Source organism: Pseudomonas kitaguniensis, assembly GCF_049199985.1.
GTDB classification, from domain to species: domain Bacteria; phylum Pseudomonadota; class Gammaproteobacteria; order Pseudomonadales; family Pseudomonadaceae; genus Aquipseudomonas; species Aquipseudomonas kitaguniensis.
In genome coordinates this window covers 1-14,398 of the sequence record NZ_JBLZPT010000016.1, presented here as the reverse complement: position 1 = coordinate 14,398, position 14,398 = coordinate 1, and the positions used below count along the sequence as shown (strand labels likewise).

Below are 14,398 nucleotides of genomic sequence, written 5' to 3'. Positions count from 1 at the left end.
TGTGGAGAATTGAAAATGGAGCGACATCACAAAAGAGTCATCAATGCGAAAAGGCGCAAGCTGATTGCCGCCTATAAGCTGCCAGGTGCACCGGGCGCTACGCCGGTTGTGCCGCCGGGCACTGAGGATGATTGCAACGCGGCGGTGGTGAACAACGGTGTGATCTCGTTTGTTGAAGGCATATCCGCCTTGAACCGCGAGTACATCCGCAAGAGCTACCTGTTGGCGAGCAGCTACGTCAGCGACGTGTTGAAAGTGCAGCGTGGCACGCAGGCCTGGTACGACGAATTTATCAAGGTGATGATCAGTTTGGGCTGGCTGCCGCTGCGCAGCCGTTTCGAGCGGGTCAAAAGCTCGGGCAAGGGCCTGACCGTGCAACTGACAGCGCTGAGCATGATTGCCGCGATGCTGGCGTCGACCTCATTGGCCGGGCCATTGCTCGCTGCAATGCCAAAATTGGCGGCCGACGCACTGGAGGCCCTGAAGCAGCAACCTGCCTCATTCGAGCTGTTCAAGCGCAACAGCAGCGTGCATCAAGGCGGTGATTTCGGCCTGGCGTCCTGCGCCGAAACCGCTGGCGAACTGATGATGGTGCTGGTGACTTACAGCTCTCAAGGCGTGAGCAAACAGCTCGGGTTGCCGTTTCTGGAGTGGGACAGCGCCTCGTTCGAGGCCTTCAGCGGGCAGACCTGCCTGGTGCTGAATACGTCGGTGGTTAACGAAAAGACCCTGCAACTGATGCGCGAAAGCGCGGGTGACAAAGTGCAGTCGGCAATCGCCCAATACCGCATCTAGGGCAGCAGATAGCCGCGCACCCCGGTGAAGATAATTTGCGCGGCGAGGGCGCACACAAACAACCCCATTAACCGGCTGACAATCTGCAAGCCCTGGTCACCCAGAATACGTTCGATACGGTTGGACAGGTAAAGCACCACGCCCACCGTGAGGCTGGCCAGGGCGATGCTGAGTATGGCGGTGAGCTTGTCATCCCAATGCGGCTGGCTGACGCCCATCACCAGCAATGCACCGATGGTGCCGGGGCCAACCGTCAGCGGGATGGTCAGCGGCACGATGGTCACGTCTTGCTGCACGTTGTCGGTCTGCACGGTTGATTTGCCTTGGGCCATGCCCAAGGCCGAGATAAACAGCACGCTGCCGGCACCGATACGGAAGGCGTCTACAGTGATGCCGAAGACGCTGAAAATCACCCGACCGAACAGGTAGAGCAGCACGCTTGAAACGAGCGCCGCCAGCGCGACTTTCCAGGCCAGGCGGCGGCGTTCCTTGCTCGAATAGCCACGGGTCAGGCTGATGAAGCAAGACAGCACGAAGAACGGGCTGTAGAGCACCAGCATTTTCAGGTAAACGCTGAACAACACGTGGAGCATGAGGGCGGCTCGCGGGCGGGGAAGTTGGCTGAGTCTATCAGGGCACAGAGATCAAAGGTGGGAGGGGGCTTGCTCCCGATGGCGGTGGTTGAGTGACAGATCAACTGACTGTGGCACCGCTATCGGGAGCAAGCCCCCTCCCACAAGGGGCCGCATTTCAAGTCATGGTCAGGACGCCGCATGCTCCGGTCGCTGTTGACGCTGCGCCACCCAATACTCCACCAGTTCGCGCAATTGCGATAACTCCACCGGCTTGGCCATATGCCCGTCCATCCCGGCCTGGCGTGCGCGTTCTTTATGTTCCGACAAGATATGCGCCGTCAGCGCCACTACCGGTGTGCGAATACGCTGGTGGCTGACTTCCCACGCGCGTAGCTGTTGCGTCGCGGAGAAGCCGTCGAGGATCGGCATTTCACAGTCCATCAACACCAGGTCGTAACGCTGGGCTTTCATCGCCTCCAGCGCTTCTTCGCCGTTGCTGGCGGTGTCGGGGTTGAGGTTGAGCTTGCCGAGCATGCCGCGTATCACTTTGGTGGATATGCTGTTGTCTTCGGCCACCAGGATGCGGAAATCGCTGGGCACGGTCACGACTGCAGGCGCGCTGAGGGCGACGCGTGGCTGCACCACACCTTTGTTGCGTTGGGTCAGTTCATCGGCCAGGGTGGTTTTCAACGTGTAGCCAGCCACCGGCTTGGCGAGGATGCGCTTGATCCCGCAGTTGCGCGCGATGATCTTGCTCGGCGCGTTGCTGATACCGGTCAGCATGATCAGCAGGATGTCGTGGTTAAGGCTCGGGTCTTCCTTGATTTTTGCCGCCAGTTGCATGCCGGTCATGCCGGGCATGTTCTGGTCCAGCAGCACCACGTCGAAATAATCGCGCAGGTGCGCCTTGGTGCGCAGCAACGCCAGGGCTTCTTTGCCTGAAGGCACGGCGCTGACGTTCAGGCCCCAGGCGGTGCATTGCTGCACCAGCACTTTGCGGCAGGTGTCGTTGTCGTCCACCACCAATACGCGTGCGCCTTTGAGCGGGCCGTCGAGGTCGGAGGTCGGGTGTTCCAGGCGTTCCGGGTCCAGCGGCAAGGTTAACCACAAGGTACTGCCTTGATGGCTGCCGCTCTTGATGCCGAACTCGCCGTTCATCAACAAAATCAGTTGGCGGGCGATCACCAGGCCCAAGTGGCCGCTCAAACGCGTGGCCGACAGGAAGTTCTTGCTGTGCAGTTCGCTGTGCAACAACGCGTCGCGCTCGGCGGCCTCCATCGGCAGGCCGCTGTCTTGCACGGCGATGCGCAGGCGCGGCTTGGTACTGCGTTCGTCGAGGGCGACGACGATCAGCACTTCGCCTTCGTCGGTTTTTTGCAGGGCGTTTTCCAACAGGCTCAACAGTGCCTGGCGCAGGCGCGTCGGGTCGCCACTGATCACGCGCGGCACCTGCGGCTGGATAAAGCTGATCAGCTCGACGTTTTGCTGTTCGGCCTTGGCGCGGAAGATGCTCAGGCAGTCTTCGATCAGCGCGTTGAGGTCAAATTGCACGTCGTCCAGCTCGATCTGCCCGGACTCCAGTTTGGAGATGTCGAGAATCTCGTTGATCAGTGTCAGCAGCTCGTTGCCGGCGCTGTGGATGGTTTGCACGTAGTCACGCTGTTTCACCGACAGCGGCGTGCCCAGCAGCAGCTCGGTCATGCCCAGCACGCCGTTCATGGGGGTGCGGATTTCGTGGCTGATCTTTGCCAGGAACTCGGCCTTGGCGGCGATTTCGGCGTTGCTGGCGGCCAGGTCGCGGCTGAGGCTGAAGCGTGCTTCTACAAGCGCGCGCTGGCGTTCGCCCAAGGCCAGGCTCATCAGCAAGCCGCTGAGGCAGACAAACCCGAGCAGGGTGACGATTAAACCTTGTGGCGCCACCAGCGTCAGGCCGAGCAGGGCAGGCAGGATGATCAGTGTGCCGATGTTGAACACGACCATTGCGGCCACGAACAGACGCGCCGGCCGGTAGCCTTTCTGCCAGTGATAGGCCGAGACAAACAACATGCTCAGGCCAGCCAGTGCGACCAGGGCGTAGGTGATGATGTTCAGCGGCAAGGTGTTGACGAACAACAACAGCAGGCCGCACAGCACGATCAGCAGGATGTCGGCCATCAACAGCTTGTTCAGCGGGTGTGGGCCTAAAGGCATGAAAAACCGGTAGGCATACATCAGCCCGCACGGCGCGGTCAGCAGCAGGGCGAGGTAGGCGCCGGGGGTTTGCATGGCGTGCCAGTTCGGCAGCCACGGCCCCAACAGGTTGAGCAGCAGCGCCAGGCTGGCCATCAACAGCACCTCGCAGGCCGCCAGCCACAGGCTGCTGCGCGAGCGGTGGTAAGCGAAGCGCGTGAGGTTGTGCAGGATCAGCATCAACAGGCAGCCGAACAACAGGCCGTAAATCAGTGTTTGCGTCTGGTCCGCAGCGGCAAGTACCGCAGGTTCCAGGGTGATATAGGGGCGCAGCTCATGTTCAGAGACCAGGCGCAGGTAGACATCGAGGGTCTTCTGGCTTTGCGGCAGCGGCAGCATGAAATCGCTGCTGGGCAGTGGGCGCGCCGCCTGGGGCTGGCGGGTGCCGGTGTTTTGTTGTTCCACCAGCGTGTCGCCGTCCAGTACATAGAGGCTCAGGTGGGACAGGTCGGGGGCGAATACCCGCAGCACTTGCTCGTGCTTGCCGGGTTGCAGCTTGAAGCGCACCCACAACGCACCGTCCGGCTCGGCGGCGGTGATGCGGTCCAGTTCGATGGGGCTGAATTGGTTGATATAGCGCGCGGAGCGGATGTCGCTCAGTTGCAAGTCGGCCTGCTCATCAAGCAATACCGACCAGCCACTGCCTTGCGCGGCGGCCTGGGCCGGGAACAAGCAGAGCAAGGTCAGCAGGCTGACTGTGAAACCTATGGCGATCCTGAGCCAGCGCACGGCGAAATCCCTTCGTAGGTTGATGCACGGGTTAACTATGCGCGGGGCGACATGAGTACGGCAAGGGCCAGTGGCCCTTACCTAACCGAACGGATAGCGACTTGATTGTAGCTGTTCAGTTGCTCTCGCCACGTTCGCGGGCAATGGCGCGGTAGCCGATGTCCTTGCGGTAGAAGCAACCTTTCCAGTTGATTTTTGCGGCCAGTGCATACGCTTGTTGTTGCGCGGCGTCGACACTGGCACCCATCGCAGTGGCGCACAATACACGGCCACCTGCGGTTACAACATTGCCGTCCTTGAGCGCGGTGCCCGCATGGAACACCTTGCCTTCCAGCGTAGCAGCCGCGTCCAGACCTTCAATCACCTCGCCCTTGGCGTAGTCGGCCGGGTAGCCGCCGGCCGCCAGCACAATACCGACACTTGGGCGCGGGTCCCACTGCGCTTCAACCTTGTCCAGCGCTTGGGCCAGCGCCGCTTCTACCAGCAGCACCAGGCTCGATTGCAGACGCAGCATCACCGGTTGGGTTTCCGGGTCGCCAAAGCGGCAGTTGAACTCGATGACTTTCGGGTTGCCGGCTTTGTCGATCATCAGGCCGGCATACAGGAAACCGGTGTACACGTTGCCTTCGTCGGCCATGCCGCGCACGGTCGGCCAGATCACCAGGTCCATCACGCGCTGGTGAACGTCGGCGGTCACCACGGGGGCTGGGGAGTACGCGCCCATGCCGCCGGTGTTCGGGCCAGTGTCGCCGTCGCCGACGCGTTTGTGGTCTTGGCTGGTGGCCATCGGCAGCACGTTTTTGCCGTCGACCATCACGATAAAGCTGGCTTCTTCGCCGTCGAGGAACTCCTCGATGACCACGCGTGAACCGGCGTCACCAAAGGCGTTGCCGGCGAGCATGTCGCGCACCGCGTCTTCGGCTTCCTGCAGGGTCATCGCAACGATAACGCCTTTACCGGCGGCCAGGCCATCGGCCTTGATCACGATGGGTGCACCTTTTTCACGCAGGTAAGCCAGCGCCGGCTCGATCTCGGTGAAGTTCTGGTAGTCGGCGGTCGGGATCTTGTGGCGCGCCAGGAAATCCTTGGTGAAGGCTTTGGAGCCTTCCAGCTGCGCCGCGCCGGCGGTAGGGCCGAAGCAGTCCAGGCCACGGCTGCGGAACAGGTCCACGACGCCTGCAACCAACGGCACTTCCGGGCCGACGATGGTCAGGGATACATTCTGCTCGGCGAAGTCGGCCAACTGCTCAAGGGCCAGAACGTCAATGGCGACGTTCTCGCACTTGGCTTCAATCGCAGTACCGGCGTTGCCCGGCGCTACAAAAACTTTTTGCACGCGTGGGTCCTGGGCTACTTTCCAGGCCAGGGCGTGTTCACGGCCACCGCTGCCAATGATAAGGACGTTCAAGTCAGACTCCTTCGGAGGAAGTTACAAGCCGCAAGCTGCACGTTAGAAGCGATCTTGGCGCTTTGAAGTGCTGCATTCGGCTTTGAATTAGAGAGGCTGCAAACAACAGCAAAAGCAACACTGTTCTGCTTTTACTTGTGGCTTGCAGCTTGAAACTTGCAGCCCAACGTCAGTGGCGGAAGTGGCGCATGCCGGTGAAGACCATGGCGATGCCGGCTTCGTCAGCGGCGGCGATCACTTCGGCATCGCGCATCGAGCCACCCGGTTGGATCACGGCGGTAACACCGGCCTTGGCGGCGTTATCCAGACCGTCGCGGAACGGGAAGAACGCATCAGACGCCATCACCGAACCGGCGACCTGCAAGCCCGCGTGTTCAGCCTTGATTGCGGCGATACGCGCCGAGTTCACGCGGCTCATCTGGCCGGCGCCGACACCGATGGTCTGGCGGTTCTTCGCATACACAATGGCGTTGGATTTAACGTACTTGGCGACTTTCCAGGCGAAGATCAGGTCGTTGATCTCGTGCTCGGTCGGTGCGCGCTGGGTCACCACTTTGAGGTCGGCGCTGCCGATCATGCCGATGTCGCGGCTCTGTACCAGCAAGCCGCCGTTGACGCGCTTGTAGTCCCAGGCAGCGGCGCGGTCAGCCGACCACTCGCCGCAGGTCAGCAGGCGTACATTGGCTTTGGCCGCAACGATGGCGCGCGCTTCGGCGCTGACGCTTGGGGCGATGATCACTTCAACGAACTGGCGCTCAACGATTGCCTTGGCGGTCTCGGCGTCGAGTTCACGGTTGAAGGCGATAATGCCGCCGAACGCGGATTCGGTGTCGGTGGCGTAGGCCAGTTCGTAGGCCTGGCGAATGCCGCCTTCAGCGTCCGGGCTCACGGCCACGCCGCACGGGTTGGCGTGCTTGACGATCACGCAGGCGGGCTTGACGAAGCTCTTCACGCATTCCAGCGCGGCATCGGTGTCGGCCACGTTGTTGTAGGACAGCTCTTTGCCTTGCAGTTGGGTCGCGGTGGCGATGCCGACTTCGGCCGGTTTGGCTTCCACGTAGAACGCCGCGCTCTGATGCGGGTTCTCGCCGTAGCGCATTTCCTGGGCCTTGATGAACTGGCTGTTGAAGGTGCGCGGGAACTGGCTGCGGCCTTCGGTGCTGAGGGTTTCAGCCGCCTGGTTCACGGTGCCCATGTAGTTGGCGATCATGCCGTCGTAGGCGGCGGTGTGTTCGAAGGCCTTGAGCATCAGGTCGAAACGCTGGGCGTAGGTCAGGCCGCCGGCCTTGAGGCCTTCCAGCACGTGGGCGTAGTCGCTGGCGTTAACCACGATGGCCACGTCTTTGTGGTTTTTTGCTGCCGAGCGAACCATGGTCGGGCCGCCGATATCGATGTTCTCGATGGCGCTCGGCAGGTCGCAGCCTGGCTTATTGATGGTGGCTTCGAAGGGGTAGAGGTTAACGGCCACCAGGTCGATCGGCTTGATGCCGTGCTCGCTCATGATGGCGTCGTCGATACCGCGACGGCCGAGGATGCCGCCGTGGATTTTCGGGTGCAGGGTCTTGACCCGACCGTCCATCATTTCTGCGAAACCGGTGTAGTCCGCGACTTCTACTGCGGCCACGCCGTTGTCCTGCAGCAGTTTGAAGGTCCCGCCCGTGGAGAGAATTTCCACGCCCAGAGCTTCCAGCTCCCGGGCAAATTCGAGGATCCCGGTCTTGTCGGAAACGCTGATCAAGGCGCGGCGGATCGGCAGGCGGGTGGTCTGGTCGGTCATTTCAATTTCCATCAAAAGCAAAGGAGTCAGCAAAAAAGGCGTCCGTTTTTTACGCGGGCGCCTTTCTGGTTTGATTGAATGCTTACAGCAAATCGTACTGCTTGAGCTTTTTGCGCAAGGTGCCACGGTTGAGGCCCAGCAGCTCACTGGCTTTGGTCTGGTTGCCCTTGACGTAGTTCATCACGCTTTCGAGCAAGGGCGCCTCGACTTCGGAGAGCACCAGGTTGTACACGTCCGTGACGGAAGCGCCCTCAAGGTGGGCGAAATAATTGTGCAGCGCCTTCTCGACACTCCCGCGAAGGGTCTGGCCTTCTTCGCTCGGCGTGTTGAGGTGCTGTTTCAAATTGACGTTGTCGCTCACGGGTGTTGTTCCACTCACTAAAGTCTCGGTCATCATCGTCATGCGGCCACCCCCTCTCCGTCCCCTGTTCCCAGGCTCTTTTCACGCTCGCTGAAGAACTCTCGAACGGTGGCGACCTGTGCTTGCGTATCATCCAAACGATTGAAGTGGGCGCGAAACTCCCTGGCGCCCGGCAGGGTTGCGAGATACCAACCCACATGCTTGCGAGCAATGCGTACACCCATCACGTCTCCATAGAAGGCGTGCAGGGCGGCCAAATGCTCTAGCAGAATACGTTCCACCTCGACCAACTCCGGTGCCGGCAATACTTCGCCGGTACGCAAAAAATGCTCGATTTCACGAAAAATCCACGGCCGCCCCTGGGCAGCCCGGCCAATCAACACGCCATCGGCACCGGTTGCGTGCAGCACGCGCTGGGCTTTCTGGGCTGAGTCAATATCGCCATTGGCAAACACCGGCATCGACACCGCCTGTTTGATCGCGGCAATGGTGTCGTACTCGGCTTCACCGGTGTAAAGGTCGGCGCGGGTGCGGCCATGCACTGCCAGCGCTGCTATTCCTGCCTGTTCGGCGATCCTGGCCACCGTCAGGCCGTTTTTGTTGTCCCGGTCCCAGCCGGTACGAATCTTCAGGGTGACCGGCACATCCACTGCGGCGACCACGGCCTGCAGGATCTCGGCTACCAATTGCTCATCTTTCAACAGCGCGGAACCGGCGGCCTTGTTGCAGACCTTCTTGGCCGGGCAGCCCATGTTGATGTCAATGATCTGTGCGCCCAGCTCCACGTTGGCTCGGGCCGCATCCGCGAGCATTTGCGCATCACCACCGGCGATCTGTACCGAGCGCGGCTCGGGATCACCTTCGTGGATCATGCGCATCCGCGATTTGCGGGTGTTCCACAAACTCATGTCGCTGGTGACCATTTCAGAGACTACTAGACCCGCGCCCAAGCGCTTGCACAGCTGACGAAAGGGCTGGTCTGTGACGCCCGCCATCGGGGCGAGAATCAAGCCATTGTGCAATGTGTATGGACCGATGCGTACCGCCGACATAGGGCTTCCCTGTTGTGGGGCCGGATCATTAGAGTTCGAAAAAGGGTTGGCATGATACCCGCTCTCGATGACTGGATAAAGGCTGAATTGGATAAAATCTGAACAGTTATTTGTTTGTCGCGGTCGCTCTGGTTGCGCGGCGGCAAGTCAAAAATCCGCCGTCAAACCTCGGTGTGCGTGCCGTTTCACTCGGGCGAGTGGAAGCTCAGGCTGTAATTCACGGCTTTATTGCCGGGGTCGAGAATATCCAGGGAGATATGGATCGGAGTTTGCGACGGCATTTCGCTCACCCCGGCCAGCTCGCCACTCAGGTATTCGGCAGGTTTGAACCGACGACTGGCAATCAGGCCGCCGTTGAGGTCGGCAAAGCGCAGCTCAAGCAGCGGGAAGGGCTGGGAGAACGCCGCACGGTTGTAGACGATCGCATCCACTACCAGCGCCCCGGCGAATTCCGGGTTGCTGCGTACCACCAGGTTGCTGCTCTTGATGTGCGAAATATCGACGCGTGATGGCACCGTGCAGCCGAGGGTCGGGCACAGTTGCTGGAACCACGGGCGGTAAGCGTCCTGGCGCGCCAGGTCGCCGAACTGATAGGCGATGTACTGGCCCGCCAAGGCGGCGGCAGCGATCAGCACCAGCACTATCCACACCAGGCGGCGGCCGAAGCTCTGCGGGCGCTTCTGCGCGTAAAGGTGCAGTGGGTCGTCTTCCAGGTCTTGCAGCACCGTGTCGTGCACGCCAACGTCGGGGCTCGGGCGCTTGCGCCGCAGTGGCGGGCGCTCTTGGGCGTCCGACGCGTCGGCGGCTTTGGTCAGCAGCGTGAAGGGCGGGTCCCGATCGTCCTCATCTTCGTCTTCGTCAGCGGTTGAACGCAGCGGCGGCTCATCGTCGACAGCATCGGCGTGAAACGACATGGACGGTTCGGTGCGCGGCCGGGTCGTAGCGGCCTTGGCCGGTTCAGGTGCGTCTTGGGGGGCTTGGGCACGCTCGCCAGGCGGCTCGCTGAACAGGCTGGCGGCCCACTTTTCTTCCTCGGCCTTGAGGTGGTCGCGGCTGGCGCTGAGGGCGTCTTCCTTTAGCCGACGGTCGGCACTCGCTTGGCGACGCTCCGCGCCGGGCACATGGCTGTGCTGAATATCGCGGCGTTCCAGCTTGGCCAGTTCTTCGTCCAGGTCGAGGTTGTCCAGGTCCAGTGCTTCGCTGGTCCACTGCTTCTGGCTGATCGCCCGCGGTGGGTTTGACGCGGCCTCGGCCGTTGGCTGCGCGACAGCCGGTGGCTCAGGTAGCTGAGCTTCCTGAGCTTCCTGAACCGACGCGCTGGCGCGCTGTTCCAGCAACTGGCGAACCGCGTTGAACACTTGCAGGCACGAGCCGCAGCGCACCACGCCACGGGCCGCGCTCAGTTGAGCGTGGTTGACGCGAAAGCGTGCTTGGCAATGTGGGCACTGGGTGACGAAACTGTCGGTCATGCGGCCATCCGATTCAGGCAAGCGCTCATTCTAGCGCCGACGACCACTGATGCGTACCCAGCCATCACGGTTAGCAATAGGGTCCAGCTCGAAATCCTCGGCATAGGCCGCCGCCACGTCTTCACCTTGCTCGGCGAGGATGCCCGACAGCGCCAGGCGGCCGCCCGGCTTGACCAGGCTCGACAACTGCGGTGCCAGCGACACCAGCGGCCCGGCGAGGATATTCGCCACCAGCACATCGGCCTGCACCTGGGGCAATTGCTCCGGCAGGTACAGCGGGAAGTTGGCTTCAGGAATGTGGTTGCGCCCGGCGTTATCGCGCGAGGCTTCCAGCGCCTGCACGTCGATGTCGGTGCCCACGGCTTGCTTGGCGCCCAGCAGCAGCGCGGCAATCGCGAGGATGCCCGAGCCGCAGCCGAAGTCCAGCACGTTGCAGTCGGTCAGGTCCTGGCCGTCCAGCCATTCCAGGCACAAGGCGGTGGTGGGGTGGGTGCCGGTGCCGAATGCCAGGCCGGGGTCGAGCAGCAGGTTGACCGCCTCAGGTTCCGGCGCGGCGTGCCAGCTTGGCACGATCCACAGGCGCTGGCCGAAACGCATCGGCTGGAAGTTGTCCATCCAGCTGCGCTCCCAGTCCTGGTCTTCGATGACTTCGCTGTGGTGCTCGGGCAGCGGGCTGCCGGTGAGCAGTTGCATATGGGCGAGCACGGCGGCGGCGTCGGTGCCGTCTTCGAACAAGGCCAGCAAGTGCGTGTGCGACCACAGCGGCGTGGTGTTGAGTTCAGGCTCGAAGATCGGTTGGTCTTCGGCGTCCATGAAGGTCACGGACACCGCGCCGACTTCGAGGAAAGCATCTTCGTAGGTTTCGGCTTGTTCTGGGCTGATGGCGAGACGGACTTGCAGCCAAGGCATGGCGGGCACCTTTGAAAATAATGAGTGTGCAGCAGGGAAGGGGCTGCGAAAGCGCGCAAGTTTACGCGAGCGGCGGGCTTGTGGCGAGCGGGCTTGCCCCGTGTGGGAGGGGGCTTGCTCCCGATAGCGGTGTATCAGTCAAATAATCTTCAGCTGATATACCGCTATCGGGAGCAAGCCCCCTCCCACAAGGTTTTTTGGTGTTGTTGCTACCCCAGAAACAACAAAGCCGCCCGAAGGCGGCTTTGTTGGGTGGAGCACTTACTGGTTAGCCAGCTTGTGTTCCAGGTAGTGAATGTTCACACCACCTTCGCAGAAGCCTTCATCACGTACCAGGTCCCGGTGCAGCGGGATGTTGGTCTTGATGCCGTCTACCACGATTTCGTCCAGGGCATTGCGCATACGGGCCATGGCCTCGTCGCGAGTCGCGCCCCAGGTGATCAGCTTGCCGATCAACGAGTCGTAGTTGGACGGAACCTTGTAGCCGCTGTACAGGTGCGAATCCACACGTACGCCGTTGCCGCCGGGCGCGTGGAAATGCTTGACCAGGCCAGGGCTTGGGATAAAGGTTTTTGCGTCTTCGGCGTTGATCCGGCACTCAAGCGAGTGGCCGTGGATCTTCACGTCGTCCTGGGTGAAGGACAGCACGTTGCCAGCGGCGATGCTGAGCATCTCCTTGACGATGTCGATACCAGTCACCATCTCCGACACCGGATGCTCTACCTGCACGCGAGTGTTCATCTCGATGAAGTAGAAACGGCCGTTTTCGTAGAGGAACTCGAAGGTGCCGGCGCCGCGGTAGTTGATGTCGATGCACGCCTTGACGCAGCGGGCCAACACTTCCTGGCGAGCGGTTTCATCCAGGCCCGGTGCCGGAGCTTCTTCCAGCACTTTCTGGTGACGACGTTGCAGCGAGCAATCGCGGTCGCCCAAGTGGATGGCGTGGCCCTGGCCGTCGGACAATACCTGCACTTCCACGTGACGTGGGTTGGTCAGGTACTTTTCGAGGTAGACCATCGGGTTGCCAAACCAGGCAGCCGCTTCGGAGCGGGTTTGCTTGGCCGCCTCGATCAGGTCTTCTTCCTTGTGCACCACACGCATGCCGCGACCACCACCGCCACCGGCGGCCTTGATGATCACCGGGTAGCCGACTTCGCGACCAATGCGCAAAGCGGTGGCCTCGTCTTCAGGCAGTGGGCCGTCGGAACCTGGAACGGTAGGCACGCCGGCTGCGATCATGGCGTCTTTGGCCGAGACCTTGTCGCCCATCAGGCGAATGGTTTCGGCTTTGGGGCCGATGAAGGCAAACCCGGATTTTTCCACCTGTTCGGCGAAATCGGCGTTTTCCGCGAGGAAGCCGTAGCCCGGGTGGATGCCATCAGCGCCGGTCACTTCAGCAGCGGCGATGATGTTCGAGACTTTCAGGTACGAGTTCGTGGCCAGTGGCGGGCCGATGCAAATGCTTTCGTCCGCCAGTTTCACGTGCATCAATTCGGTATCGGCCGTCGAGTAAACAGCGACGGTCTTGATGCCCTCTTCCTTACAGGCGCGCAGGATACGCAGCGCGATCTCGCCGCGGTTGGCGATCAGGACTTTTTGCAGTTTCTTCGCAGGTTTCAACATCGAAGGCGCTCCGCGGTTCAAACGATGGTGAACAGCGGCTGGTCGTACTCAACCGGCTGACCGTTTTCTACCAGGATGGATTCGATGACGCCGGCTTTTTCGGCCGTGATGTGGTTCATCATCTTCATCGCTTCAACGATGCAGATGGTGTCGCCCACTTTCACGGTTTTGCCGACTTCAACGAAGGCTGGCGAGGTCGGTGCCGGGGTGCGGTAGAACGTACCGACCATTGGCGACTTGACCACGAAGCCGTTCAGCACAGGCGCTGCCGGTGCGGCTGGCGCAGCGGCAACCGGCGCGGCGGCCGGGGCAGCAGCGGCCGGAGCCGGTGCTTGCATCTGTGGCGCGTAGAACTGTTGGGCCGGGGTCTTGCTGTGACGGCTGATCCGTACGGACTCTTCGCCTTCCTTGATTTCCAGCTCGTCGATACCGGATTCTTCCAGCAGTTCGATCAGTTTCTTAACTTTACGGATATCCATGAATCATCAACTCCCAAGGGTCGGTCAGGGGCGCTTGGCCGGTTGTTCAAGCTGTTCCAGGGCGGCCTCCAGGGCCAGTCGGTAACCGCTGGCGCCAAGGCCGCAGATCACTCCTACCGCTACGTCGGAGAAGTAAGAGTGATGGCGGAAAGGTTCACGTTTGTGCACGTTCGACAAATGCACTTCGATAAATGGGATGCTCACCGCCAGCAGCGCGTCACGTAATGCAACACTCGTGTGCGTAAAAGCGGCGGGATTGATCAGGATAAAGTCCACGCTTTCGCTGCGTGCGGCGTGGATACGATCAATCAGTTCGTACTCGGCATTGCTTTGCAGGTAGAGCAAATGGTGGCCGGCATCACGCGCCCGCTGTTCCAGATCAAGGTTGATCTGATCCAGCGTAACTGCCCCGTAGACGCCCGGTTCGCGGGTGCCGAGCAGGTTCAGGTTGGGTCCGTGAAGAACCAGTAAGGTCGCCATCGGCTGTTCCTTGTTATTGATGTGGGTACGTCAGAACCCGGCGACTATGCCGCAAAGCCTTTGTGACTGTCCAGTTCTATGCAGTAGGCGGCACGATTAGCGAGGATTGCGCAAAATTTGTGACCGTGGCCCGGAATCCGGTCACCCTGTGGGATTAGTTGTGGGAGGGGGCTTGCTCCCGATGGCGGTGGGTCAGTCAGTTCATGTATCAACTGTAAAATTGCTATCGGGAGCAAGCCGCGTCCTATCAAACTACAAATAACCTATTGTTTTTTTATTGAAATTTATCCAAGTTTTTGGCTTTCGTTTTGAGTGCATATCCATTATTTGGGTTATGGCTTATATCGGTTTCGCTCTTACAGCGAGTCACTTTTGATAGATCCGGAAGCCGGCCCAGTCAAAAGTAACCAAAACGCTCTCGCCCCACCACTCGGTGCCTCGCTGTGGCTCGGCATGCCCTCACTCCGATATTACGGAGCGGGCCGCCGCGACGGGGCGTCCCTGCCCCGTCG

Annotated in this window: 12 protein-coding genes; 1 reads left to right on the top strand and 11 read right to left on the bottom strand. The window is 60.9% G+C overall.

Features of this window, described 5'->3' with window-relative positions:
- The first annotated feature begins 15 nt into the window (after positions 1-15).
- Positions 16-795 (top strand): hypothetical protein, encoded by a 780-nt coding sequence (locus ACOZK9_RS18925; protein WP_058414511.1) that lies wholly within the window; start codon positions 16-18, stop codon positions 793-795.
- Here the strand turns inward: ACOZK9_RS18925 and ACOZK9_RS18920 are convergent.
- The 11 genes from ACOZK9_RS18920 to aroQ all read right to left on the bottom strand — a co-directional run bounded on the left by ACOZK9_RS18920 (position 792) and on the right by aroQ (position 13,886).
- On the bottom strand, positions 792-1,388 hold the full coding sequence (locus ACOZK9_RS18920; protein WP_421556332.1) for a MarC family protein: 597 nt from the start codon (positions 1,386-1,388) through the stop codon (positions 792-794). The two genes, ACOZK9_RS18925 and ACOZK9_RS18920, sit on opposite strands and share 4 nt — an antisense overlap.
- Before the next feature lie 168 nt (positions 1,389-1,556).
- Entirely contained in the window at positions 1,557-4,328 is a 2,772-nt protein-coding gene (locus ACOZK9_RS18915) for a hybrid sensor histidine kinase/response regulator (RefSeq protein ID WP_058414513.1), read from the bottom strand.
- Between the two features lie 115 nt (positions 4,329-4,443).
- Positions 4,444-5,736: a phosphoribosylamine--glycine ligase gene (gene purD, locus ACOZK9_RS18910; RefSeq protein ID WP_421556331.1), complete on the bottom strand. Its 1,293-nt coding sequence runs from the start codon at positions 5,734-5,736 to the stop codon at positions 4,444-4,446.
- Between the two features lie 169 nt (positions 5,737-5,905).
- Entirely contained in the window at positions 5,906-7,513 is a 1,608-nt protein-coding gene (purH, locus tag ACOZK9_RS18905) for a bifunctional phosphoribosylaminoimidazolecarboxamide formyltransferase/IMP cyclohydrolase (protein WP_058414515.1), read from the bottom strand.
- An 82-nt stretch (positions 7,514-7,595) separates the two neighbouring features.
- Positions 7,596-7,916 (bottom strand): DNA-binding transcriptional regulator Fis, encoded by a 321-nt coding sequence (gene fis / locus ACOZK9_RS18900; protein ID WP_002555375.1) that lies wholly within the window; start codon positions 7,914-7,916, stop codon positions 7,596-7,598.
- Entirely contained in the window at positions 7,913-8,926 is a 1,014-nt protein-coding gene (gene dusB / locus ACOZK9_RS18895) for a tRNA dihydrouridine synthase DusB (RefSeq protein ID WP_058414516.1), read from the bottom strand. The genes fis and dusB overlap by 4 nt, the downstream gene beginning before the upstream one ends.
- Positions 8,927-9,111: 185 nt before the next feature.
- On the bottom strand, positions 9,112-10,395 hold the full coding sequence (locus ACOZK9_RS18890; RefSeq protein ID WP_421556330.1) for a DUF3426 domain-containing protein: 1,284 nt from the start codon (positions 10,393-10,395) through the stop codon (positions 9,112-9,114).
- Positions 10,396-10,425: 30 nt separating this feature from the next.
- Entirely contained in the window at positions 10,426-11,304 is an 879-nt protein-coding gene (gene prmA / locus ACOZK9_RS18885; RefSeq protein ID WP_099237329.1) for a 50S ribosomal protein L11 methyltransferase, read from the bottom strand.
- A 261-nt stretch (positions 11,305-11,565) separates the two neighbouring features.
- The gene (accC, locus tag ACOZK9_RS18880) at positions 11,566-12,927 is read right to left on the bottom strand and encodes an acetyl-CoA carboxylase biotin carboxylase subunit (RefSeq protein WP_058414519.1); all 1,362 of its coding nucleotides are present in this window, start codon (positions 12,925-12,927) and stop codon (positions 11,566-11,568) included.
- Between the two features lie 17 nt (positions 12,928-12,944).
- Positions 12,945-13,406, bottom strand: a complete 462-nt coding sequence (gene accB / locus ACOZK9_RS18875) for an acetyl-CoA carboxylase biotin carboxyl carrier protein (protein WP_058414520.1) — start codon at positions 13,404-13,406, stop codon at positions 12,945-12,947.
- A 24-nt stretch (positions 13,407-13,430) separates the two neighbouring features.
- Positions 13,431-13,886, bottom strand: coding sequence for a type II 3-dehydroquinate dehydratase (aroQ, locus tag ACOZK9_RS18870; RefSeq protein WP_058414521.1), 456 nt, complete (start codon positions 13,884-13,886; stop codon positions 13,431-13,433).
- Positions 13,887-14,398 lie beyond the last annotated feature (512 nt).